General features: G+C 58.7%; 22 protein-coding genes. 10 read left to right on the forward strand and 12 right to left on the reverse strand.

The genetic code is table 11. From position 1 onward, the window contains the following. Positions 1-20 precede the first annotated feature (20 nt). Genes ssuB through ssuE form a run of 5 tightly spaced genes read right to left on the reverse strand, consistent with a single transcriptional unit; the run spans position 21 to position 4,333 of the window. Positions 21-794 (reverse strand): aliphatic sulfonates ABC transporter ATP-binding protein, encoded by a 774-nt coding sequence (gene ssuB / locus HWW83_RS02490; RefSeq protein WP_122016398.1) that lies wholly within the window; start codon positions 792-794, stop codon positions 21-23. Continuing rightward, positions 791-1,585 carry an aliphatic sulfonate ABC transporter permease SsuC gene (ssuC, locus tag HWW83_RS02495; RefSeq protein WP_122016399.1) on the reverse strand — a complete coding sequence of 265 codons (795 nt, stop codon included), beginning with the start codon at positions 1,583-1,585 and terminating at the stop codon, positions 791-793. Before ssuC ends, ssuB begins: the two co-directional genes overlap by 4 nt. A gap of 11 nt (positions 1,586-1,596) precedes the next feature. Continuing rightward, positions 1,597-2,745, reverse strand: a complete 1,149-nt coding sequence (gene ssuD, locus HWW83_RS02500) for an FMNH2-dependent alkanesulfonate monooxygenase (RefSeq protein ID WP_016928301.1) — start codon at positions 2,743-2,745, stop codon at positions 1,597-1,599. A gap of 19 nt (positions 2,746-2,764) precedes the next feature. Further along, positions 2,765-3,730, reverse strand: a complete 966-nt coding sequence (locus tag HWW83_RS02505; RefSeq protein WP_122016400.1) for a sulfonate ABC transporter substrate-binding protein — start codon at positions 3,728-3,730, stop codon at positions 2,765-2,767. Between the two features lie 24 nt (positions 3,731-3,754). Beyond that, positions 3,755-4,333 carry an NADPH-dependent FMN reductase gene (gene ssuE, locus HWW83_RS02510; protein ID WP_033642583.1) on the reverse strand — a complete coding sequence of 193 codons (579 nt, stop codon included), beginning with the start codon at positions 4,331-4,333 and terminating at the stop codon, positions 3,755-3,757. A gap of 258 nt (positions 4,334-4,591) precedes the next feature. On the opposite strand from ssuE, the gene pyrD reads away from it, so the two are divergent. Beyond that, on the forward strand, positions 4,592-5,602 hold the full coding sequence (gene pyrD / locus HWW83_RS02515) for a quinone-dependent dihydroorotate dehydrogenase (RefSeq protein WP_019454516.1): 1,011 nt from the start codon (positions 4,592-4,594) through the stop codon (positions 5,600-5,602). 176 nt (positions 5,603-5,778) lie between these two features. After that, complete coding sequence (locus HWW83_RS02520; RefSeq protein ID WP_004928171.1) at positions 5,779-6,327, forward strand: cell division protein ZapC; 549 nt, start codon at positions 5,779-5,781, stop codon at positions 6,325-6,327. A 6-nt stretch (positions 6,328-6,333) separates the two neighbouring features. Here HWW83_RS02520 and HWW83_RS02525 read toward each other — a convergent pair whose 3' ends face one another. Beyond that, positions 6,334-7,437, reverse strand: a complete 1,104-nt coding sequence (locus tag HWW83_RS02525) for a YcbX family protein (RefSeq protein WP_096242115.1) — start codon at positions 7,435-7,437, stop codon at positions 6,334-6,336. A gap of 103 nt (positions 7,438-7,540) precedes the next feature. Here HWW83_RS02525 and rlmKL point away from each other — a divergent pair, with 103 nt between their 5' ends. From rlmKL to rmf, 6 genes are all read left to right on the forward strand, one after another. Next, positions 7,541-9,667, forward strand: coding sequence for a bifunctional 23S rRNA (guanine(2069)-N(7))-methyltransferase RlmK/23S rRNA (guanine(2445)-N(2))-methyltransferase RlmL (gene rlmKL / locus HWW83_RS02530; protein ID WP_089192583.1), 2,127 nt, complete (start codon positions 7,541-7,543; stop codon positions 9,665-9,667). Between the two features lie 5 nt (positions 9,668-9,672). Further along, a complete protein-coding gene (locus tag HWW83_RS02535; RefSeq protein WP_033642586.1) occupies positions 9,673-11,577 on the forward strand; it encodes an ABC transporter ATP-binding protein in 1,905 nt (634 codons plus the stop codon). A gap of 76 nt (positions 11,578-11,653) precedes the next feature. Then, positions 11,654-12,967 carry a membrane integrity-associated transporter subunit PqiA gene (pqiA, locus tag HWW83_RS02540; RefSeq protein WP_369825817.1) on the forward strand — a complete coding sequence of 438 codons (1,314 nt, stop codon included), beginning with the start codon at positions 11,654-11,656 and terminating at the stop codon, positions 12,965-12,967. Continuing rightward, positions 12,954-14,600 carry an intermembrane transport protein PqiB gene (gene pqiB / locus HWW83_RS02545; protein ID WP_033642587.1) on the forward strand — a complete coding sequence of 549 codons (1,647 nt, stop codon included), beginning with the start codon at positions 12,954-12,956 and terminating at the stop codon, positions 14,598-14,600. The genes pqiA and pqiB overlap by 14 nt, the downstream gene beginning before the upstream one ends. Then, positions 14,597-15,157 (forward strand): membrane integrity-associated transporter subunit PqiC, encoded by a 561-nt coding sequence (gene pqiC / locus HWW83_RS02550; protein ID WP_089194512.1) that lies wholly within the window; start codon positions 14,597-14,599, stop codon positions 15,155-15,157. The genes pqiB and pqiC overlap by 4 nt, the downstream gene beginning before the upstream one ends. A 270-nt stretch (positions 15,158-15,427) precedes the next feature. After that, positions 15,428-15,598, forward strand: coding sequence for a ribosome modulation factor (gene rmf, locus HWW83_RS02555; protein WP_004928150.1), 171 nt, complete (start codon positions 15,428-15,430; stop codon positions 15,596-15,598). A gap of 64 nt (positions 15,599-15,662) precedes the next feature. Here rmf and fabF read toward each other — a convergent pair whose 3' ends face one another. From fabF to HWW83_RS02575, 4 genes are all read right to left on the reverse strand, one after another. Next, positions 15,663-16,940 (reverse strand): beta-ketoacyl-ACP synthase II, encoded by a 1,278-nt coding sequence (gene fabF, locus HWW83_RS02560; RefSeq protein WP_102948073.1) that lies wholly within the window; start codon positions 16,938-16,940, stop codon positions 15,663-15,665. Beyond that, positions 16,937-17,464, reverse strand: a complete 528-nt coding sequence (locus HWW83_RS02565) for a winged helix-turn-helix transcriptional regulator (protein ID WP_176588962.1) — start codon at positions 17,462-17,464, stop codon at positions 16,937-16,939. The genes fabF and HWW83_RS02565 overlap by 4 nt, the downstream gene beginning before the upstream one ends. A gap of 466 nt (positions 17,465-17,930) precedes the next feature. Then, on the reverse strand, positions 17,931-18,449 hold the full coding sequence (fabA, locus tag HWW83_RS02570; protein ID WP_004928144.1) for a bifunctional 3-hydroxydecanoyl-ACP dehydratase/trans-2-decenoyl-ACP isomerase: 519 nt from the start codon (positions 18,447-18,449) through the stop codon (positions 17,931-17,933). A gap of 68 nt (positions 18,450-18,517) precedes the next feature. Continuing rightward, positions 18,518-20,266 carry an AAA family ATPase gene (locus HWW83_RS02575; protein WP_072055814.1) on the reverse strand — a complete coding sequence of 583 codons (1,749 nt, stop codon included), beginning with the start codon at positions 20,264-20,266 and terminating at the stop codon, positions 18,518-18,520. A gap of 210 nt (positions 20,267-20,476) precedes the next feature. Here HWW83_RS02575 and matP point away from each other — a divergent pair, with 210 nt between their 5' ends. Then, positions 20,477-20,935 (forward strand): macrodomain Ter protein MatP, encoded by a 459-nt coding sequence (gene matP / locus HWW83_RS02580; RefSeq protein WP_033642591.1) that lies wholly within the window; start codon positions 20,477-20,479, stop codon positions 20,933-20,935. A 101-nt stretch (positions 20,936-21,036) separates the two neighbouring features. Here the strand turns inward: matP and ompA are convergent, their stop codons facing one another. Further along, positions 21,037-22,119 carry a porin OmpA gene (ompA, locus tag HWW83_RS02585; RefSeq protein ID WP_033644244.1) on the reverse strand — a complete coding sequence of 361 codons (1,083 nt, stop codon included), beginning with the start codon at positions 22,117-22,119 and terminating at the stop codon, positions 21,037-21,039. A gap of 356 nt (positions 22,120-22,475) precedes the next feature. Next, the gene (gene sulA, locus HWW83_RS02590) at positions 22,476-22,982 is read right to left on the reverse strand and encodes an SOS-induced cell division inhibitor SulA (RefSeq protein ID WP_033642592.1); all 507 of its coding nucleotides are present in this window, start codon (positions 22,980-22,982) and stop codon (positions 22,476-22,478) included. 243 nt (positions 22,983-23,225) lie between these two features. On the opposite strand from sulA, the gene HWW83_RS02595 reads away from it, so the two are divergent. Continuing rightward, entirely contained in the window at positions 23,226-23,882 is a 657-nt protein-coding gene (locus HWW83_RS02595; protein WP_046686788.1) for a TfoX/Sxy family DNA transformation protein, read from the forward strand.

Raw genomic sequence — 23,882 nt, forward strand, 5'->3', positions numbered from 1 at the left:
TGCGCCGTCCCTTTTTTCGTTCAATTCGCCGCCTGGCGTGGGCTGGCCGCGGTGACCGGCGGCGATAACACCCGCTCCAGCACTTCAGCTTCCAGTTCCGCCAGCCTGGCTGAACCCTTACGGCGTGGCCGCGGCAGATCGATGCTCAGATCCAGCCCGATGCGCCCCTCTTCGATCAGGATCACCCGATCCGCCAGCGCGATGGCTTCGCTGACGTCGTGCGTCACCAGCAGCACGGTAAAACCGTGCTGTTGCCACAGCGTTTCTATCAGCCCCTGCATCTCGATGCGCGTCAGGGCATCCAGCGCCCCGAGCGGTTCGTCCAACAGCAGCAGGCGAGGGCGGTGGATCAGCGCGCGCGCCAGGGCGACCCGCTGCTTTTGTCCGCCGGACAGCGCCGCCGGCCAGTCGCGGGCGCGATCCGCCAAGCCGACCGCGTCCAGCGCCTGCAGCGCCGCATCGCGCCACTGGCCGCGCAGCCCCAGACCCACGTTGTCGATCACTGTTTTCCACGGCAGCAGGCGCGCATCCTGAAACATCAGCCGGGTATCTTCTTTAACGGCGGCAAGCGGCGCGTTGCCGCTGAGCAGCACGCCGCTGCTGGCCTGTTCCAGGCCGGCCAGCAGGCGCAGCAGGGTGCTTTTGCCGCAGCCGCTGCGGCCGACCACCGCCACGAACTGCCCGGCGGAGATGTGCAGCTGAATAGTGTCCAGCACCGTGCGGTTGCCGTAACCTTTGCCGATGGACTCCAGCGTCACCGGCGTGCCTTGCGCAAGGCGAGCGGGAAGGGTCATAGCGCTTCTCCCTGTTTCAGTTGATAGGCCGGATGCCAGCGCAACCAGACGCGCTCCAGCAGCTGCGCGCCCACGTCCGCCAGCTTGCCGAGCAGGGCGTACAGCACGATGGCCACCACCACCACATCGGTTTGCAGAAATTCACGCGCGTTCATCGCCAGATAGCCGATGCCCGAATTGGCCGAGATGGTTTCGGCGACGATCAGCGTCAGCCACATGAAGCCGAGAGCGAAACGCACGCCGACCATAATCGACGGCAGCGCGCCCGGCAGCACCACCTGTGTAAACAGGCGGAAACCGCTCAGGCCGTAGCTGCGGGCCATCTCCAACAGGCCGCGATCGATGTTTTTGATGCCGTGGTAGGTATTGAGATAAATCGGGAACAGCGTACCGAGCGCCACCAGAAAGATCTTGGCGGATTCATCGATGCCGAACCACAGGATCACCAACGGGATCAGCGCCAGGTGCGGCACGTTGCGGATCATTTGCACCGAGCTGTCCAGCAGGCGTTCGCCCCAGCGCGACAGCCCGGTAATAAAGCCGAGGGTAAGCCCGATGCTGCCGCCGATGGCGAAGCCTAACAACGCGCGCTGGCTGCTGATGCTCAGATGCTGCCACAGTTCGCCGCTTTGGCTCAGGCTCCAGAAGGCGGCCAGCACTGCGCTCGGCGCCGGTAAAATGCGGTTGGACAGCCAGCCGGTTTCGACAGCGATCTGCCAGAGGATCACCAGCGCCAGCGGCAGCGCCCAGGGGGCCAGCCGATACAGGATGCGTTGCGCGTTCTTTGCCATCGGGGCGCTCCTCAGCTCTGCGACACTTTTTGCGGAACATAGATGTTGGCCACTACTTCGCCCTGCGGGCGCACCGGTTGAAGGCGCGCGGGCGTTTCCTCCTGCGCCAGATCGAGGTGCGGAAACAGCAGTTCGCCGACGCGGTAGGCCTCTTCCAGATGCGGATAGCCGGAGAGAATAAAGGTGTCGATGCCCAGATCGGCGTATTCCTGCATGCGTGCCGCGACCGTCGGGCCATCGCCCACCAGCGCGGTGCCGGCGCCGCCGCGCACCAGGCCGATGCCGGCCCACAGGTTCGGGCTGATCTCCAGATTATCCTTCTTGCCGCCGTGCAGCGCCGCCATGCGCCGTTGGCCGACGGAGTCGAAGCGGGCAAAGGCCTGCTGCGCGTTGGCGATGGTTTCCTCATCGAGGTGAGCGATCAGCCGATCGGCGGCGCGCCAGGCTTCTTCGGTGGTTTCCCGCACGATGACGTGCAGACGGATGCCGAAGCGTACCTGCCGGCCCTTCGCCGCCGCTTTGGCGCGCACCTCTTCGATCTTCTCTTTGACCTGTGCCGGCGGCTCTCCCCAGGTGAGGTACATTTCTACCTGCTCGGCGGCCAGATCCTGCGCGGCGGCGGAGGATCCGCCGAAATAGAGCGGCGGGCGCGGTTGCTGCACCGGCGGGAACAGCAGTTTGGCGCCTTTCACCTGAATATGCTTGCCGTGGAAATCGACGGTTTCACCTTCCAGCACCCTGCGCCAGATATGAGTGAACTCGGTCGAGGCTTCGTAACGCTCTTCATGACTGAGATGCAACCCCTCCGCCGCCAGCTCTTCTGGATCGCCGCCGGTGACCAGATTGAACAGGGCGCGGCCGTTGGACAGGCGATCCAGCGTCGCCGCCTGACGCGCCGCCAGCGTAGGGGAGATGATACCCGGCCGCAGCGCGACCAAAAATTTCAGCCGCTGGGTGACCGGGATCAGCGAGGCGGCCACCAGCCAGGAGTCTTCGCAAGAGCGACCGGTGGGGATCAGCACGCCGCCGAATCCCAGCCGGTCCGCCGCTTGGGCGATTTGTTGCAAGTAACCGTGATCGACGCTGCGAGCGCCCTGTGCGCTGCCAAGATAGTGGCCGTCGCCGTGGGTGGGTAAAAACCAGAAAACGTTCAGGCTCATCGTCAATGCTCTCCCGTATTTATTGCGCGCTTGGGCGCCAGATGCGTTGCGAGATGTCGACCTTCACCGGCACCAGCCGGTTGGCGTAAAACAGGTCGGCGGTTTGCTGCTGCGCGGCGATCGTATGCGCATCGAGCGGTGTGATGGCGGTCGGGGGACGGTGATCCAGATAGCTGGCGATCACCGGTTCCGGCAGCCCCATGGCGTTGGCCAGCAAGGTCACGCTTTGCGCCCGGTCGCTGCGGGTGAGCGCATCGGCCTGGGTCAGCACCGTCAGGACCTGGCTGATAAAGGCGCCATTGGCTTCGACATAAGGGCGCGCCGCCAGATAGAAGGAACCGGTCTGGTTCAGATCGGTGCCGTCGCCGAGCACCCGCACGCCGCCCTGCAGCAGCGCGGCGGAATAATAAGGATCCCAGATAGCCCAGGCATCGACGTTGCCCTGCTGGAATGCGGCGCGCGCATCGGCGGGGGTCAGGTAGGCGGGTTGGATATCCGTAAATTTCAGGCCGGCCTTTTGCAGCGATCGCAGCAGCAGGTTGTGTGAGCTGGATCCTTTCTGAAATGCGACCTTATGGCCTTTCAGATCGGCGACGGTTTTGATCGGGCTGTTTTCCGGCACCAGGATCACTTCCGCCTTCGGTTTGGGAGGCTCAACGCCGACATACAGCAGGTCCGCCCCGGCGGCCTGCGCGAAGATCGGCGGAATATCACCGGTGCTGCCCAGATCGATGCTGCCGACGTTCAAGGCCTCCAGCATCTGCGGCCCGGCGGGAAATTCAATCCAGCTGATGCGGGTGGTGGGAAAACGTTCTTCCAGCAGCCGGTGGCTTTTCGCCAGCACCAGACTCACCGATCCTTTCTGGTAACCGATGCGAAATTGCGCCGGATCCTGCGCGACGGCGGCGTTGGCCCAGACCAGCGACAGCAGGCCGGTGAAGGCCGCTGCGCTCAGCCAACGTCGCAAAGCGTTGCGTTGTTTCATTCAGGCTCTCCTTTTCCAGGCATTTCAGGCGGTTTGACGCGCCGTCAGCGGCGAGGCGACGCGCAGCGCGGGCGGTTTGCGGCGCCCAAGCGCCAGATAGAAACTGGCGAGCGCTTCTTCCAACCGGGCGGCCACGGCGTCGGTGAGCGTGGCGCTTTCGCCGGTCAGCTGGATCTGACTGTCGTCGGCGAACACGCCGTGCAGCACCTCTTGCGCTTTGAGCGCCGCCAGCACCGGTTTCAGCGCATAGTCCACCGCCAGCATGTGACCGACAGAACCGCCGGTCGCCAGCGGCAGCACCACTTTATGGTCCAGCGCGCGTTCCGGCAGCAGGTCCAGCAGGGTTTTCAGCGCGCCGGAGAACGACGCTTTATAAACCGGCGTGGAAATCAGCAGGCCGTCGGCCTGCGCCAGCTGGTCGGCAAACGCCTTGATCGCCGGACTGTTGAAGTTGGCGTACAGCAGATCTTCGGCATCGAAGTCGTGCAGGGTATAGGCCGTCACCTCCACCCCTTGTTGCCGCAGCCAGTTCTGACTCAGCGAGAGCAGCGCGGCGGAACGTGATGGGATGCGTGGGCTACCGGCCAGTGATATAACGCGCATTGCCACTCCTTATAACTAAAAGTTAGGTTTAATTAGAAAATTAATGGGAAGTGTTTTAAACCTACCAGCAACCGGGCGCGTTTTTTAAATCTCATTTTTTGATTTGGATATGCGTAAAAGCGGATTGGCGCCGATTTGGCGATGAAGAGGGAAAACGATTGCGTAAAAACGGCTTTTTTTGCCTTTAATCAATTCCAATTAGGCGGGGGATACCGGATAATACGCCCCCGGTTTGCAACCGGGAAATCAGGAGAGTCCATGTACTACCCCCTCATCAGGAAAGCGTTGTTCCAGCTCGATCCGGAGCGCGCGCACGAAGTGACCTTTCGTCAGCTCAGCCGTATTACCGGCACCCCATTAGCGTTTCTTGTCCGTCAGTCCGTGCCGACCAAACCGGTCAGCTGCATGGGGCTGTCGTTTAAAAACCCGCTGGGATTGGCCGCCGGTCTGGATAAAAACGGCGAATGCATCGATGCGTTCGGCGCGATGGGCTTCGGCCATGTGGAAGTCGGCACCGTGACGCCGCGTCCGCAACCGGGCAACGACAAGCCGCGCTTGTTCCGCGTGGTTGAGGCGGAAGGCCTGATTAACCGCATGGGGTTCAATAACCATGGCGTGGACAATCTGGTTGAAAACGTTAAGAAATCCCATTTCGGCGGCATTCTTGGGATCAATATCGGCAAGAATAAAGACACGCCGGTCGAGCAGGGCAAAGACGATTATTTGATCTGCATGGATAAAGTTTATCCGTATGCCGGATATATCGCGATTAACATCTCTTCACCGAATACGCCGGGGTTACGATCCTTACAGTATGGCGAAGCGTTGGACGATCTTTTGGCTGCGATTAAAAATAAGCAGCAGGAATTACATGCGCGCCATCACAAATATGTGCCGGTGGCGGTAAAGATCGCGCCGGATCTTTCTGAAGAAGAATTGATCCAAATTGCCGATAGCCTGGTGCGGCATAATATCGATGGCGTGATCGCCACCAATACCACGTTGGATCGAAAATTGATCCAAGGGCTGAATTACTGCGAACAAGCGGGCGGGTTAAGTGGGCGTCCGTTGCAATCACGCAGCACCGAAGTGATCCGTCGCCTCTCCACCGAACTGCAAGGACGTCTGCCGATTATCGGCGTAGGCGGCATCGATTCGCTGACGGCGGCGCGCGAAAAAATGGAGGCCGGCGCGAGCCTGCTGCAAATTTATTCCGGATTTATCTATCACGGCCCGCGTTTGATTAAAGATATCGTTACCCATATCTAATATTTTTCCTCTCATTTTATTCCGGGGGTTTATTTCTGCCCCCGGCTCGTCTATATTTTGTTCGTTAGCTTAAATATCGTTCGCGGAATTATCCGATGTTTAAGCTATTTCATCGGTGATAAAATCGCCTTTTAGGGTGAGTGCGGCGTTGGCATGGGCAGCGAGAAGGATACGAAATGAAGATAAAACCTGACGATAATTGGCGTTGGTATTTTGATGCCGAACACGATCGGCTAATGCTGGATTTAGCTAATGGTATGATCTTTCGTTCACGTTTCCCGGCCAAAATGTTAACGCCGGACGCCTTCGATGAATGCGCTTTTTGCGTGGATGACGCCGCCCTTTATTTCACCTATGAAGAACAGTGCAAGCAGGTCAAGCTGAGCCATGAACAGCGCGCCGAGCTGGTGTTGAATGCGCTGGTCGCCTACCGCTTCCTGAAACCGCTGATGCCGAAGAGCTGGCATTTCTCGCAGCAGCACTACCCGTTGCAGCCGAAAAACGGCGAGCTGGCGGCGGTGAAAGTGATGGAAAGCGGCGCGGAAGCGCGCCTGCTGGTGGTCGAGGCCGGGGATAACGCCAGCCTGTGCCTGCTGGCGCAAAATCAGCTGACGGTCGCCGGCCGCACCATGGTCTTGGGCGACGCCATCAAGGTGATGCACGATCGGCTGAAACCTTGCGCGCAGGATGAAAGCGCCGCCCCGGCTTACGACAGGGCGGTATAAGGCGGATTACACCAACGTCAAATCAGTTTTCGGGATGCAGCTGCAGCACAGGATGGTGCCGTTGTCGCCCAGCGCGCTTTTCTTCAGGGGCGCGACTTCACCGCTCAGCAATGTAATGCGGCAGCTGCCGCAAATCCCGGCGCGGCACGAGTAAGGCACGCGAATGCCTTGCTGTTCCAGTTGTTCGAGCAGGATCTGCTGGTTATTGCCGGTAAATACCTTTCCTTCATATTCGATCGTGACGCTGTGAGCGCTGTCCTGCGGCGCCTGCACGCTCTCCACCACTTTACCTGCGCCATAAGGGCGCGGCGGCTTGGTTGACAAGACTTCCACCGTATCGCCCACGCGAATGATGCCGCTGTTGCGCGCGGTCATATTCTGGCCGAAATCGATGTCGCCGTTGTCGGCGGAGCGGAATTTTTGCAGCGTGCTGAGCGGTTCGCCGCTCGGGTGCTTGCGGCCACGCTCGGTGCTGACGGTGGTGAGCACGCAGCGGCTGCAGGGTTTCACCAGATCGAACATCACATTGCCGACGCGGATCACCTGCCAGCCGTCTTCAGCCCAGGCGGTAGCGCCGCTCACCACCAGATTGGGGCGGAACTGTTCCAGCTTGATGCTGCCGGGGCAACGCTGCTGCAGGTCGTTGAATGAAGCTTGGTTAATCAGCAGATAAGGGTAGCCGTCGGCAAACGTCAGCGGGATTTCAGGGTGTTTCTTGACCCGGCGGGTCAGCTCCGGCCCCAGCCAGCGCAGCTGCACGTCGCGCTGGAAATAGCCGCTCAGCCAGCGGTTGATCTCATCCGGCGCGATCAGCGCGGTGAAATGGTTGCCCCACACCTCGGTCGGCTGCGGCGCGGCCGCGAAGTCGCTGAAGCGAATGGCGGCGCTTTCACCGTCCGGCGCGGTCAGAAACAGCCCGTCCGGCAACAGCGCCGGCGTGAACAACACCATCTGCGGATATTGGCGCGCGGTAATAAAGGTGCCGTCCGGTTCGGTGATCATAAAGTTGCGGTCAAAGGCCAGACCGCTGCTGCCGACCTGGGCGTAGGAAAGCTGCAAGCCGCGCAGTGATTTAACCGGATGGACGTAGAGTCTGGAAAGCGTGATCACCCTTATCTCCGTACGATGATTAAATAGAAGGGAGCAACTTTATGACAAGCGGTGCGGATTAGCTATAATGCGCAACAATTTTCTTTTTGGTGATAAGTACGATATGAACTCTCTGTTTGCCAGCACGGCGCGTGGATTGGAAGAACTGTTAAAAAGCGAGCTGGAAACGCTTGGCGCTCACGACTGCAAAGTGGTGCAGGGCGGGGTACATTTTCAGGGTGACGATCGTCTTCTGTACCAAAGCCTGCTGTGGAGCCGCCTGGCTTCGCGCATTTTGTTGCCGCTGAACGAATTCCGCGTGCACAGCGACCTGGATCTGTACCTCGGCGTGCAGGCGATTGACTGGCCGAGCATTTTTGGCGTGGATAAAACCTTCGCCGTGCATTTCAGCGGCGTGAACGAAGAGATCCGCAACAGCCAGTATGGCGCGCTGAAGGTGAAAGACGCCATCGTTGACAGCTTCACCCGTAAGCTCGACCAACGCCCGACGGTTGCCAAACAGCAGCCGGACATTCGCGTTAACGTCTTTCTGCAACGCGATATGGCCAGCGTGGCGCTCGATCTGAGCGGCGAAGGCCTGCACCAGCGCGGCTACCGCGATCTCACCGGCCAGGCGCCGTTGAAGGAAAACCTGGCGGCCGCCATCGTGTTGCGTTCCGGCTGGCAGCCGGGCACGCCGATGCTCGATCCGATGTGCGGCTCCGGCACGCTGTTGATCGAAGCGGCGATGATCGCTGCCGATCGCGCGCCGGGCCTGCACCGTCAACACTGGGGCTTCAGCGCCTGGAATGGTCACAACGCCGAACTGTGGCGTGAAGTCACCACCGAAGCGCAGGTGCGCGCGCGTCGCGGCCTGCAGGAAACTACCTCTCGCTTCTTCGGTTCCGATATCGATCGTCGGGTGATTGAGATGGCGCGCGGCAACGCCCGCCGCGCCGGCGTCGCCGAGCTGATCACCTTCAACGTCGGCGACGTCGCGCGCTTGACCAACCCGCTGCCGGAAGGCCCGCACGGCACGGTGATCAGCAACCCGCCGTACGGCGAGCGTCTGGAAAGCGAACCGGCGCTGATCGCGCTGCACAACATGCTGGGCCGCGTGATGAAAAGCGCCTTTGGCGGTTGGCAGCTGTCGCTGTTCAGCGCCTCGCCGGAGCTGTTGAGCTGCCTGCAGCTGCGCGCCGAGCGCCAGTTCAAGGCGAAGAACGGCCCGCTGGAGTGCGTGCAGAAAAACTATCAGCTGGCGGCAAGCCCGGCCGGCAACGCTACCGGCGGCGTGCAGGTGGCGGAAGATTTCGCCAACCGTCTGCGCAAGAATTTGAAGAAGCTCGACAAGTGGGCGAAGCAACAAGGCATCGAATGCTACCGCCTGTACGATGCCGATCTGCCAGAATACAACGTCGCGGTGGACCGTTACGGCAGCAAGGTGGTGGTGCAGGAGTATGCGCCGCCGAAAACCGTCGATGCGCAGAAAGCGCGTCAGCGCCTGTTCGATGTGATCAACGCGACGCTGGCGGTGCTGGAATTGCCGTCGAATCAGCTGATCCTGAAAACCCGCGAGCGGCAGAAGGGCAAAAACCAGTACGAGAAACTGGCGCAGAAGGGCGAGTTCTTGCTGGTGGAAGAGTATAACGCCAAGCTGTGGGTCAACCTGACCGACTATCTCGATACCGGCCTGTTCCTCGATCACCGCATCGCGCGCCGTATGCTGGGCGAGATGAGCGGCGGCAAGGACTTCCTCAACCTGTTCGCCTATACCGGCACCGCCAGCGTGCATGCCGGGCTGGGCGGCGCGCGCAGCACCACCACGGTGGACATGTCGCGCACCTACCTGGAATGGGCGGAGAAGAACCTGCGCGCCAACGGCCTGACCGGCCGCCAGCATCGACTGATCCAGGCCGACTGCCTGTCGTGGCTGAGCAATGCCAATGAACAGTTCGACGTGATCTTCATCGATCCGCCGACGTTCTCCAACTCCAAGCGGATGGAGAACACCTTTGACGTGCAGCGCGATCACCTGGCGCTGATGAAAGATTTGAAACGGTTGCTGCGCCGCAACGGGACCATCATGTTCTCGAACAACAAGCGCGGTTTCCAAATGGATATGGCAGGGCTGAGTGCGCTGGGCCTGGAGGCGAAAGAGATCACCGCCAAGACGCTGTCGCAGGATTTTGCCCGTAACCGTCAGATCCACAACTGCTGGCTGGTGACTCACGCCGGCGAAGGAAAATAATTACTATGTCGTTAATCAGCATGTCCGGCGCCTGGCTCTCTTTCAGCGATGCGCCATTGTTAGACAACACCGAAATTCATATCGAAGACAACGAGCGCGTGTGTCTGGTCGGGCGCAACGGCGCCGGCAAATCCACGCTGCTGAAAATCCTCGGCAAAGAGATCCCGCTGGACGACGGCCGGGTGATCTACGAACAGGATCTGATCGTGGCGCGTCTGCAACAGGATCCGCCGCGCAATATCGGCGGCAGCGTGTTCGATTTCGTGGCGGAAGGCGTCGCGGAGCAGGCGGAACACCTGAAGGCCTATCACGCGATCTCTCACCTGGTGGAAAGCGATCCGAGCGAGAAAAACCTGGCGCGCATGGCGCAAATCATGGAGATCCTCGATCACCAGGGGCTGTGGCAGCTCGACAGCCGCATCAGCGAAGTGCTGCTGCAGCTGGGGCTGAACGGCGACGCCGAGCTTTCCTCGCTGTCCGGCGGCTGGCTGCGCAAAGCGGCGCTGGGCCGCGCGCTGGTGAGCTCGCCGCGCGTGTTGTTGCTCGACGAACCGACCAACCACCTGGATATCGAAACCATCGACTGGCTGGAAGGCTTCCTGAAAGAGTTCGACGGCAGCATCGTCTTCATCTCGCACGACCGTTCGTTTATCCGCAACATGGCGACGCGCATCGTCGATCTGGATCGCGGCAAGCTGGTTTCCTGGCCGGGTAACTACGATCTGTACCTGCAGAGCAAAGAAGAAGCGCTGCGGGTGGAAGAGCTGCAAAACGCCGAGTTCGACCGCAAGCTGGCGCAGGAAGAGGTCTGGATCCGTCAGGGCATCAAGGCGCGCCGCACCCGCAACGAGGGCCGCGTGCGCGCGCTGAAGGCGCTGCGCGTCGAGCGTTCAGAGCGCCGTGAAGTGATGGGCACCGCCAAGATGCAGGTGGAAGAGGCGACCCGCTCCGGCAAAATCGTATTCGAGCTGGAAGACGTCAATTATCAGGTTGGCGAAAAGGTGCTGGTACGCGGTTTCTCCGCCCAGGTGCAGCGCGGCGACAAGATTGCGTTGGTGGGGCCGAACGGCTGCGGCAAAACCACGCTGCTGAAACTGATGCTCGGTCAGCTGAAAGCCGACAGCGGCCGCGTGCACTGCGGCACCAAGCTGGAAGTGGCCTATTTCGACCAGCACCGCGCCGATCTCGATCCAGAGCGCACGGTGATGGACAACCTGGCGGAAGGCAAGCAGGAAGTGATGGTCAACGGCCGTCCTCGCCACGTGCTGGGCTACCTGCAGGACTTCCTGTTCCACCCGAAACGCGCGATGACGCCGGTGAAGGCGCTGTCGGGCGGTGAGCGTAACCGCTTGCTGTTGGCTAAGCTGTTTCTGAAACCGAGCAATCTGCTGATCCTCGATGAACCAACCAACGATCTCGACGTCGAAACGCTGGAGCTGCTGGAAGAGCTGATCGACGGCTATCAGGGCACTGTGTTGCTGGTCAGTCACGATCGTCAGTTCGTTGACAACTCGGTGACCGAGTGCTGGATCTTCGAAGGCAATGGCGTGATCAACGCCTTCGTCGGCGGTTACTACGATGCGCATCACCAGCGCGCGACAGCGAAACCGATTCGTCAGGCGGCGCCGAGCGCGAGCAAACCGGCGGCGGAGAAAAAGGCCGAACAGCCGAAGAAAGCGACGGCCAAGCTGAGTTACAACCTGCTGCGCGAACTGGAACAGCTGCCGCAGCGGCTCGAACAGCTGGAAGCGGAAATCGAAGCGCTGCAGGCGCAGATGAGCGATGCCGACTTCTTCACGCGGCCGCACAGCGAAACGCAAGAAGTGCTGACGGCGTTGGCTAACGCCGAGCAGGCGCTCGAGCAGGCCTTCGCCCGCTGGGAAGAGCTGGAAGCGATGAAAAACGGCTGACCGTTGCGATACCGCCCGCGCGCTGCTGCGGGCGGTATCGACGTGCCGGTGAGCAACGTTATTTAGGAGGAATATGGTGTGTTCCCACAACAATCATCAGCAGCATAGTCATTCCGCACCCTCGGCGGCGCAGCAGGATAACCTGATGCTGTGCCCGCAGTGCGACATGCTGGTGGCGCTGCCGCCGCTGGCCTATGGCAGCAAAGCGGTATGCCCGCGCTGCAAAACCACGCTCAGCGCCCGCTGGGACGAGCCGCGCAAGCGGCCGATCGGTTACGCGCTCAGCGCCTTGTTCATGCTGGTGCTGGCCAACATTTTCCCGTTTATCAACATGCGCGTCGCCGGCCTCGGCAACGAAATCCGGCTGATCCAAATCCCGGAAGTCATGGTGGCGGAAGACTACGCCAGCATGGCCACCTTGTTTATGGTGTTCGTGCAGCTGATCCCGGCGTTTTGCATGGTGGCGATCATCCTGCTGTGCGCCAGGGTGCGCTTGCCGCTGGGTCTCAAAGAGTGGATGGCCCGGGTGCTGTTCCAGTTCAAGACCTGGTGCATGGTGGAAATTTTCCTCGCCGGGGTGCTGGTCAGCTTCGTCAAGCTGATGGCCTACGGCGACATCGGCATCGGCAGCAGCTTCGTGCCTTACTGCCTGTTCTGTCTGCTGCAGGTGCGCGCTTTCCAGTGCGTGGATCGGCGCTGGCTGTGGCAGGATATCGAACCGGCGCCGCGGCTTAATCGCCCGCTGACGGTGGGGCGCACCGGCATGCGCCAGGGCGTGCGCTCCTGCGCGTGCTGCACGGCGATCCTGCCGGCCGATCAGGTGCGCTGCCCGCGCTGCCACACCAAGGGCTACGTGCGTCGCCGCCACAGCCTGCAGTGGACGCTGGCGCTGCTGGTGACCTCTGTCATGCTGTATATTCCGGCCAACCTGATGCCCATCATGGTGACCGAGGCGCTGGGTAACAAGATGAATTCCACCATCATGGCGGGGGTGATCCTGCTGTGGGGGGACGGCTCTTATCCGGTAGCGATGGTGATTTTCATCGCCAGTATCATGGTGCCGTCGCTGAAAATGTTGGCGATCGGTTGGCTGTGCTGGGATGCGAACGGCAGGAAGAAACCGCGCGCCGACAGCGAGCGTATGCATCTGATTTATGAAGTGGTCGAATTCGTTGGTCGTTGGTCAATGATCGACGTGTTTGTGATCGCCGTGTTGTCGGCGTTGGTGCGAATGGGGCAGTTGATGAGCATTTATCCCGCGACGGGCGCCGTGCTGTTCGCGCTGGTGGTGATCCTCACCATGTTCGCCGCCATGACATTTGATCCCCGGCTGACCTGGGATCGCGCAAGTGAAACAATAAACAAGGAGCCGCAAGGTGACGGAAAATAATCATAGCGTCGCGGACGTCGAGAAGATCAAACGCTGGTCGCCGGTGTGGATCATTCCCATCGTGACCGCGCTGATCGGCGCCTGGATCCTGTTTTACCACTTCAGCCATCAGGGGCCGGTGGTGACGCTGGTGACCACGACGGCGGAAGGGCTGGAAGCGGGTAAAACCAAAATCAAAAGCCGCAGCGTTGACGTCGGCGTGGTGGAAACCGTCACGCTGAGCGATGACCTGAGCAAGGTGATGGTGCAGGCGCGTCTCAATTCCGGCATGGAGAAATTGCTGCGCCAGGATTCCGCCTTCTGGGTGGTGAAGCCGCAGATCGGCCGTGAAGGCGTCTCCGGGCTGGGCACGCTGCTCTCCGGCGCCTATATCGAACTGCAGCCGGGCAACAAAGGCAAAGACGGCAAAGACAACTATCAGCTTCTCGATGCGCCGCCGCTGGCTTCCCCGGACGCCAAAGGGTTGCGCATCGTGCTGGACAGCGAGAAGTCAGGCCAGCTCAACGCCGGCGATCCGGTGCTGTTCCGCGGCTATCGCGTCGGGTCGGTGGAAACCAGCTACTTCGATCCTAAAGAGCGCGCCATGCGCTATCAGCTGTTCATCACTGCGCCTTACGATCAGTTGGTCACCACCAACGTGCGCTTCTGGAAAGACAGCGGCGTGGCGTTTGACATGTCGGCACAGGGCATGCGGGTGGAGATGGGCTCGTTGACCACGCTGTTCAGCGGCGGCGTCAGCTTCGATGTGCCGGACGGCTGGGATCGCGGCGAACAGGCGAAAGAAAAGGCGGAGTACCGGCTGTTCGACAACCAGCGCAGCACGCAGGATTCGCTGTATACCGTGCATAAAGACTACCTGCTGTTCTTCTCCGATTCGGTACGCGGCCTGCAGCCGGGCGCGCCGGTCGAGTTCCGCGGCATCCGTCTGGGGACGGTGGCGCAGGTGCCGTTCTATAAAGACGGCATGGCGCAGCGTCTGGATAACGACTACCGCATTCCGGTGCTGATCCGCATCGAGCCGGATCGCTTCCAGAAACAGCTGGGCGGCAACTTCGATATTGAAGGGCACTTGAAAGATGCGGAATCCCGCGGCATGCGCGCCTCGATGAAGTCCGCCAACCTGCTGACCGGTTCGCTGTACATCGATCTCGACTTCTATCCGCAGGAGAAACCGTGGAAAGGGCCGCGCGAGCTGTTCGGTTATCCGCTGATGCCGACCACCAGCGGCGGTCTGGCGCAGATCCAGCAGAAGCTGATGCAGACGTTGGATAAGATTAATTCGATGCCGATCAATCCGATGATCAGCGAAGCGACCAAGACGCTGGCGGAAAGCCAGAAAACCATGAAGTCGACGCAGCAGACCATGAAGTCGTTGAACGACATCATCGCCAGCAAAGAGATGCAGGCGCTGCCGCAGGACATGCAGAAAACGCTGCTGGAGCTGAACCGCAGCATGAAAGGGTTCCAGCCTGGTTCACCGGCTTACAACAAGATGGTGGGCGACATGCAGCGCCTCGATCAGGTCTTGCGTGAGCTGCAACCGGTGTTACGCACCCTAAATGAGAAGAGCAACGCGCTGGTGTTTGAAGCCGCCGGCAGCAATGACCCTCAGCCGAAGAAGGCCACGAAATGATGAAATGGATCCCGGTAGCCCTGGCGCTGTTGCTCAGCGCCTGCAGCAGTTCGCCACAGAAGACTTACTATCAGTTGCCGGCGCTGGGCGCGCCGGCCGCGGCCGGCAGCAGCGGCGCCTCCACGCGCCAGCTGTGGCTGGAGCACGTGAGCGTGGCGGATTATCTGGCGCAGAGCGGCGTGGTGTATCAGACCAACGACGTGCAGTATGTGATAGCCCAGAACAACCTGTGGGCCAGCCCGCTCGATCAGCAGCTGCAGCAAACGCTGGTCACCAACCTGAGCAGCGCGCTGCCGGGGTGGGTGGTCTCTTCGCAGCCGATGAGCAGCGATCAGGATGTGCTGAACGTGACCATCAGCGGCTTCCACGGTCGCTTTGACGGGAAAGCGATCATTCGCGGCGAGTGGGTGCTGAACCGCCAGGGGCGTTTGATCAAAAGGCCTTTCAGCCTGGAGCTGAAACAGGGTGAAGACGGCTATGATGCCCTGGTGCGCACGCTGGCGCAGGGGTGGCAGCAGGAAGCCCAGGCTATCGCAGCACAGATGGGCGGCATTTAGTCATAATTTGGTCTAAAATCGTCTAATCCCTGTCGGCGTGAAAAGTCGTTTTTTCTCGCTGGCAGGGATTTCTATTTAATTTCAATTGGTTAACTCCTTCCTCTGCAGATCAGCCACTTAGCATTTTCCTCGGGCGTAGCTCACAAATATGACATTGGCGTGAATTTTGCGCATTGATCTTCTCTTCTTTTAGCGCTATTGATTACTCGTGGCTGCGCAAAAAGCAGCCATTGTTTTCTTTCCACCAGACCAAAATGAGGGAAACGAGGCATGAAGAGACAGAAACGCGATCGTCTGGAAAGGGCGCATTCGAGAGGGTATCAGGCAGGTATTTTAGGGCGTTCCAGGGAACATTGTCCCTACCAATCATCAGTGGACGCCCGGTCTCAATGGCTGGGAGGTTGGCGAGAAGCCATGGAAGACAGGGCTGTGACCGCTTAAGCGGCTCCCTGTCAAATAAAAGGAATAACCTCCGCCCCTTGGCGGAGGTTTTTGTTTCAGGCGCTTATTCATCCCGCCAGCGTTTCAACAAAATACTCGCATTCACGCCGCCAAAGCCGAAGCCGTTTGATAAGGCGTAGGTCATGTTCATCGATTCCGCCTGTTTCGCGACCAGATGCAAACCTGCCGCCGCCGGGTCGGGGTTATCCAGATTTAGCGTGGCAGGGGCTATCTGATCGCGCAGAGCCAAGGCGGTAAAGATGGTTTCCAGCCCGCCGGCGGCGCCCAGCAGGTGCCCCGTCGCTGATTTTGTTGAGGTCACGGCGACAGTCCCGGCCGTGCCAAACAGGTGTTTGATGGCGTTGATTTCGCCCAAATCCCCTACGGGTGTCGACGTCGCGTGCGCATTTAAATGCTGTACCTCCTCGGGAACGACGTTCGCCTGCTTCAACGCGATTTTCATCGCCCGATAGGCGCCGTTGCCGTCTTCAGCGCCGGATGTCATATGGTAGGCGTCGGCGCTGGTGCCATAGCCGACGATTTCCGCGAGCGGGGTGGCGCCGCGCGCCAGCGCGTGTTCCAGCGTTTCAATGACCAGCATGCCGGCGCCTTCCCCCATGACAAATCCGTCCCGGGCGCTGTCGAAGGGCCGAGAGGCATGTTGCGCCAATTCGGCCGGAGCGGTGGACATGGCGCGCGCGGCGGCGAACCCGCCCAGGCTGACGGTATCTATAGCGGCTTCGGTACCGCCGCACACGGCGATATCGGCTTCATCATTGCGGATCATACGCACTGCGTCGCCAATGGCTTGCACGCCGGCGGCACAGGCGGTGACCGGCGCGCCAATCGGCCCCTTGAAGTGGTGTTTGATTGAAACGTGGCCGGCCGCCAGATTGACCAGGAATGAGGGGATGGTGAACGGCGACAGCCGCTTGGCGCCGCGGCTGTCGGTTGTGCGCACCGCTTGGGCAATCGCCGGGAAACCGCCAATACCCGAGGCAATGACGGTGGCTGTGCGCTCTTGTTTTTCGTCCGTATCGGCTATCCAGCCGGCCTGACGAATGGCTTCGTCCGCCGCCGCCATAGCAAACAGGATAAAGCGGTCCATTTTCTTTTGGTCCTTGGGGGCGACGGAGGCGTCGGGGTTGAAGCCCGCTTCAGCATCTTGCGCCAACGCTGGGACCTGTCCTCCGACCTTGACCGGTAAATCTGCAACGATCTCGTCAGGCAACGCTCGAATGCCGGATTCTCCTTTTAACAAACGTTGCCAGATGGCTTCAACACCGCACCCTAGCGGTGAAACGGCGCCCATGCCGGTAATGACGATACGACGATTGCTCATGATGGCTCCTTGGTAAATTCGGGTAAGTCGGCGAGGCGCCGCTGCCGCATCAGTTCGGCGCGTTGATGTATGCCGTCGCTTGCCGCCGGCCCTGGCGCCAGCGTAATGAACTGCGGCGGCACCGGCTGTTGGGTATCACGATTGACCAACTGGACTTGGATCGGCCGATCGTTGCGTCCGTCGACCAACAGGGCGCTGACGTCCCCGTCGGTCAGATGATTGTTGGCCCATTGTGAGAGCGCCGCCAACACCGGGAGAAAATCGTTGCCGCGCTCAGTAAGCAGGTAGTGATAGCGCACCGGCCGCGTTTGATAACGTTCTTTATACAGAATGCCGTGGGCCACCAAATCCTTCAGGCGACGCGCCAGTAGCGTGGGTGACATCCCCAGACTTTGTTGGAATTCGTCGAACCGGGACAGCCCCTGAAAAGCATCGCGAAGGATCAGGATGCTCCACCATTCCCCCACGCGATCCAATGCACGCGCTACGGGGCAAGGCGCGTCGCTAAAGCGGGTTTTTTGCATACCTTTCTCACTAGGTACAATAATTGTAGTTACTATGCTAGTCATGTTAGAGGATCTTGAGGGGCAAGAGAATAACCGGATGCAAAAAAACCGCTATCGCACTGATGCGGGTATTGAGGGAGGCCGCCTTTCAGGCTGCCTGTTGCTTTGGCCGCTTCGGGTAAGCATAGGGCAGAGAGCGGTGGGGGAAGGCATTTCGGTGTCGGGCGATGAAATAAGGAGCACCCAGCGTCAATGCCAGCGTGATGCGATATTTCATATCGCCCGATAGCGCATCTTCGCTATCGGCCCTAACCCTCTTTGATGAGAACTGAATAATAAGATGATGCTAACGGCGGTTAAAAAGAGGGGCGGGAGTCTTTGAAAGGCCGGGAAAGGATAAGAGAAAGAAATGCCATCACGTCGAACATGACGGCATGCGAAGAACGTTAGAGAGAAGGCAGTGGCCGCCTTCTCGTCAGCGTGATTAGAACGCGGTGGTATCTTTGAACAGGCCCACTTTCAGATCGGTGGCGGTATAGATCACTTCACCGTCAACCAGCACTTCGCCATCGGCGACGCCCATGATCAGCTTGCGGGTGATGACGCGTTTGAAGTTAATACGATAGGTTACCTTTTTCGCGGTCGGCAGCACCTGGCCGGTGAACTTGACTTCACCGACGCCCAGCGCGCGGCCTTTGCCTTCGCCACCGAGCCAACCGAGGTAGAAACCGACCAGCTGCCACATCGCATCCAGGCCCAGGCAGCCCGGCATGACCGGATCGCCGATAAAGTGGCAACCGAAGAACCATAGGTCCGGATTAATATCCAGCTCCGCTTCCACATAACCTTTGTTGTGAGTCCCGCCGTCTTCGGTCATTTTGACCACGCGGTCCATCATCAACATGTTACCCGCCGGCAACGGCGGGCCACCGGCGCCGAACAGCTCGCCGCGGCCGGATGCTTCGAGGTCTTCTTTCGTATAGGAATCGCGTTTATCTACCATGTTCTCAGTAAGCCTTATTTTAATGAAGGAGGCAGGTTAGCTAACACGTGTACGCTGAACAAGTCCGATCAGCCGTGGTTGAACCAGTTGAGCCAGCGTAGCGGCCATGGACGACGGCGTTCCTGCAGGCTCACCTGCGCAATCCGTTCCTGAATGGCCGCCAACAAATTCGGCTGTTGTTCGTCAGAGTAGAGGCAACCGGTGAGCAAAGGCAAGGCTTCCGCCGCGCTCTCTACCGCCCACAGGTGGAATTGTCCCTCGCGCACTGCGTCAACGACATCCTGACGCAGGCACAGGTGGCGCACGTTGGTCACGGGCAGTATGACGCCCTGTTTGCCCGTCAGGCCGCGGCGTAAACAAACCTCGAAGAAACCTTCGACCTTTTCGTTAACGCCCCCTATCGGCTGTACGTTGCCGAATTGGTCAACGGAGCCGGTGACGGCGATCTGTTGTGTGATCGGCTGCTGTGACAGGGCGCTGATCAGGGCGCACAGTTCAGCCAGCGAGGCGCTGTCGCCGTCCACTTCACCGTAAGATTGTTCAAAGACGATCGAGGCGGAGAAGGGCAGCTGCTGATCCAGGTCCAGTTCGGCGATCACGAACGCTTGCATGATCATCATACCTTTAGCGTGCAGGTTGCCGCCTAGCTCGGCCTTGCGTTCGACGTCGGTAAATTCGCCGTCGCCGAGATGCACAACGCAACTGATGCGCGACGGTTCGCCGAAGCTGCGTGGGTGGCCGGGATAATCCAGGACTGACAGGCCGTTGATTTGCCCAACCACTTCACCCTCGGTCTCGATCAGGATCTGACCCAGTTCGATCTCATCCTGCATACGCTCGGCGAGATAGCTTTCACGCCATTCGCGGGCATTCAATGCCGCTTCAAACGCTTTGGCCGTAATGCGGTCTTCTTCGGCATATAGTGCCGCTTCGGACAACTGCTGCCCAAGCCAAACCGGCGAGAGTGGCAGGATGCCCTGATCGCCACTATAACGCACCGCCTGAACGATCAGCGGCAGCCAGGCATCGGCCGCCAACATCGGTAACTGCCGCTCGGCGATCACACCGTTGACGTAGCCGCACCACTGCGCCATATCATCAACTTCAGTCAGTTGCAGATCGTCTTCATATTCGCCATAGACCGCTTGTTCACTCAGTTCTGGCTCGATATCGTGGAAATCGGCCAGGCCGTGGCGGTCGCCGACCACAATCAGCCGCAGGTCCAGCGGCATCGACGGAATGGCGACCGGCAGCGGGCGGGTTTCGTCAGGCGAAACCCAATGGAACTGACGCTGGCCGATCATTTGCTTCAACCGCAGCCATAGCAACGGCTGGGCCAGCAGCGCCCGGGCTGACAGGATCAGAATACCGCCGTTGGCCTGGTGCACCAGGCCGGGCTGCAGAGTGATGTCGCCATTGTGGATCCGCACGCAACCAAACAGCTGCTCCGGTTCAATCCACTCTTGGAACACGCAAGCACCGCCGGCAGCGAAAGGTTCATCGCCATGGCTGGCAGGCTCTACGCTGACCTTGCCATCCTGAATGACATAGTGGCTGCCGAGGCATGCCGTGTTTTGCGGCAGCAGCGGTTTGACGGCGTTAGCGATCAGTTCCAGGTATTCTCGCGTTTCTTGCGCTTTCAACAGCATGAATCGCGGTGGCGATTGGGGGTGACAAAATAGCGTCAGGGCATTTTCCAGCCGAGGCTGAATGGCGGAAAAGGGCACGGGTGCCAACTGAGCGGCGGTATCAAATATCGCCTGATAAGGCGTTACGTCCGGCAATAAAGATTGCCATTCAAGTCGGTTATTGGTCAAAGTGTTAGATGCAATCGTTAAAAAGGGAAAGGGCGATTATACAAGAATAACGGCAGCTTGATACATGTGGAGTGCCAGTTGGCATCAGGGAGTTTGACATCGCGCGATGACTGTGCAAAAAACAGTCTAAAAGACGGCTTAATTGCCGGGGAAATTCGGCGTAAAGCTGTTATGCTTATTTGAAGTTACGCGGTCACTGAAGAGCTCAAGATGAAATATCAGCAACTGGAAAATCTGGAGAGCGGTTGGAAATGGAAGTACCTGGTGAAGAAGCACCGGGAAGGGGAACTCATTACCCGCTACATTGAAAACAGCGCTGCTCAGGAAGCGGTTAACGAGCTGCTGAAGCTGGAAAATGAGCCGGTAAAGGTACTTGCATGGATTGCCGCTCATATGAATCCGGATCTGGATAACCGGATGAAACAAACGATCCGCGCCCGCCGCAAACGTCATTTTAACGCAGAACACCAGCATACGCGTAAAAAATCTATCGATCTGGAGTTTTTGGTTTGGCAACGTTTGGCTGCCCTGGCGCGTCGTCGCGGCGTGACGCTGTCGGAAACCGTCGTGCAGCTTATCGAAGATGCTGAGCGCAAAGAGAAGTATGCGAATCAGATGTCGTCGTTGAAAGAAGACCTGAAGGCGATTCTCGGCAAAGAACCTAAATAAACGGGGCAGAGCGCCTTCGTTGCACCAGGCCTTGAATGCTCTGACAAAAACAGGACGAAAAAAAACCCCGCATTGCGGGGTTTTTTATTAGGCGAGTAAACTTAGCCCTGAGGCTGAGTTACAACGTCTTTGATACCTTTAACTTCGATCTCTACGCGACGATCTGGTGCCAGGCAAGCGATCTGAGCTTTGGTAGCGCGGCCAGATTTGTAGCCACAGGTGTTGCCAGTAACTGGCTCTGCTTCACCCATACCACGTGCAGAGATTTTGTCTGACGGGATGCCTTTGGAGACCAGGTAGTCAACAACGCTCTGTGCGCGTTTTTCAGACAGTTTCTGGTTGTACTGGTCAGAACCAACGGCGTCGGTGTAACCCAGAACCACTACGGAACCGTCTTTAGGATCCATGGAGCTCAGTTGGGTGTACAGCTGATCCAGAGCCTGCTGGCCTTCTGCTTTCAGAGTAGACTTGTTGAAGTTGAACAGCACGTCAGACTTCAGAGTGAAACGCTTGGTTTCAACAACTGGAGCCGGAGCTGGAGCTGGAGCAACTGGAGCAACTACGTCATCCTGACCGAAGCGGTAAGAAACGCCCAGGCTCAGCATGGTGTTGTCTGGACGCGCGCCAACGGTACCTGCGTCACCGATGTTGCTTACGAACTGGTAGTCCAGGCGAGTAGCCCAGTTTTTGGTCAGTGCGTATTCAACACCAACAGCAGCCAGCGGAGAAACGCCGGTGTCGTGGTCGCTCAGACGCTGACCAGTACGGCCGTAGTTCGCTTTGGAGTCTGCGCGCCATACCATACCACCCAGACGAGTGTAGATGTCCAGATCGTCAGCAATTGGGTAGCTCAGTTTAGCGGCCAGTTGAACGCCCTGCGCTTTGAAAGCACCGTTGTTCACGCTGCCTTTGTAAGGCATGCGGCCCAGCCAGTCATAGCCCAGTTCGAAGCCCAGGTATTGGTTTGCCTGGTAGCCCAGGAACGCGCCTGCACCCAGTTGATCTTTATGGGTTGGGCCATTGCCGATACCGTTCTGGTAACCGTTACCGTAGAAACCAGTGTCGTGGTACTGGGACCAGCCCAGTTTAGCACCGGTGTACCAGGTGTTATCTTTTGGAGCGGCTTGCGCTACGGTAGCGAAACCTGCCAGTGCCACTGCTAATGCGATAGCTGTCTTTTTCATTTTGCGCCTCGTTATCATCCAAATAGGCAATGAGCTTTAAAGCTGTTTAAGCCCTTGGTTAAATTCCTTCGCCAAGGTTTAAGCCCTCGTTTGTTACTCGCCAGTTTTTCTGACGTTATAGAGCAACCTTGGCGATGTAAAGTCTACAACGTGGCGCGAAAGTTACAAGTGTGATGTGATAAGGCTCTAAAAAAAAACGCAGAATCGTACATATTTGCTAACATTCTCCGCTCAAAAAAGCGACGATCAACAGGGCGTTTTTCCTTGCCGAACCGCGGCCGGACTAGCTTTTTGCCTTATCCCGCAAAGGTTCCCTTTACGGGGTGCGAAAATGATGGGAAAAATCCTAAATTTACTTAATGATACAAAGAAGAGTGAATTTTTAGGGTAGAACACTGTCCGTGAGTCGGGCTAATGTCACGTTGTGGACGCATGATAAACCCGTATGCGTTACCCAATTCTGCCGCTCGTCTTAATTTTAGACGATCCTCCTCTGTTAGCTCGGGCAACCAGCCGAGAACCACGCTGTAATTCCCCGTTTGCAGCGCTTTTTCCATTGCCTCAACCGTATTCACCGGGCTGATCTGGCTCAATTGCACCACTTTATCCACCGGCAGGCCGGATTGCTGCAGCCACTGTTTGCTTAATTTTTGCTGCGGCGTGAGCCACAGAAGCCAGCGAGACTGCTTGCCCAGTTGCTGCAGCAGGGGCAACAGCAATTGAGCCACTGCGGGCTGGCGCTCGTTGTAAACAAGTTCACTGATCAAGCCATTCTCTTTGCCGACATCCGTGTTCTTCGCAACATTGCGCGTTGTATAAGAGCCATGGCCGAAATGAGGTTGGTAGAGTGATTGAGTACGCATAAAGTTCCCGCCCGTCGTGTTACTGTATGTTTATACAGTATCCCTGATTTAGGATAAGATCAACCCAAATTTTCGTAGCGGCTCGCATAATTGCGATCATTTTTTGTACCGATGGTTTTTGTGATTGGCAGGCGGGCGGATAGTGCGTATTTTTCTAATTAGTTGTTCACGTTACTTTTTTCATTGATGAGAGAAATAATACGGCCAGAACCTAAAGGCCAGAACCTAAAAAGGAGGAACGCTATGAAAAGGATGTCGACGAGAAGAATCGCGCAGGCTAAAAATTGCTTTGCGGCATTGGGGGCCATCACGACTCGGTCGCAGTTCGGCGGTTACGGTCTGCTGGCTGAGGGCGTCATGTTTGCGGTGATAGCGGAGGGGGAGCTGTATTTGCGGGCTACGGCAAGCATGGAACCCGCCTTTCGCGCCCGCGGAATGGTCAATATGGTCTATTCCAAACGCGGTGTGCCCATTACCTTGCGCTATTATTGGGTTGACGAGTCGCTGTGGCGGGAACGCAACGAGCTGGTGGGGCTGGCCTGGCAGGCTGTCAGGGAGGCGCGCCGGGAGCAGCGGCTTAAGGCTGGCGATCATGGCCGACTGAAGGCATTGCCGAATATTGACGTCAATATGGAACGTCTGCTGTGGCGAGCGGGCATTCGCAACGCTTATGACCTGCGGCTGCATGGCGCCAAACGCAGCTATCTCCGTTTATTGAAACAGCAGACTAATTTGGGGCTACGAGTGCTGCTGTCGCTGGGCGGGGCGATAGCCGGTTATCATCAGGCGGCGTTGCCGGCCGAATTACGCAGCGAGCTAGTGCGTTGGTTCGATCATACGATGGCGATGCGCCGCCATGGGCATGAGCCAGTTATTCAGGGCCCATCGATCGGGCCCTGA

The sequence above is a fragment of the Serratia ureilytica genome (assembly GCF_013375155.1).
Taxonomy (GTDB): domain Bacteria; phylum Pseudomonadota; class Gammaproteobacteria; order Enterobacterales; family Enterobacteriaceae; genus Serratia; species Serratia ureilytica.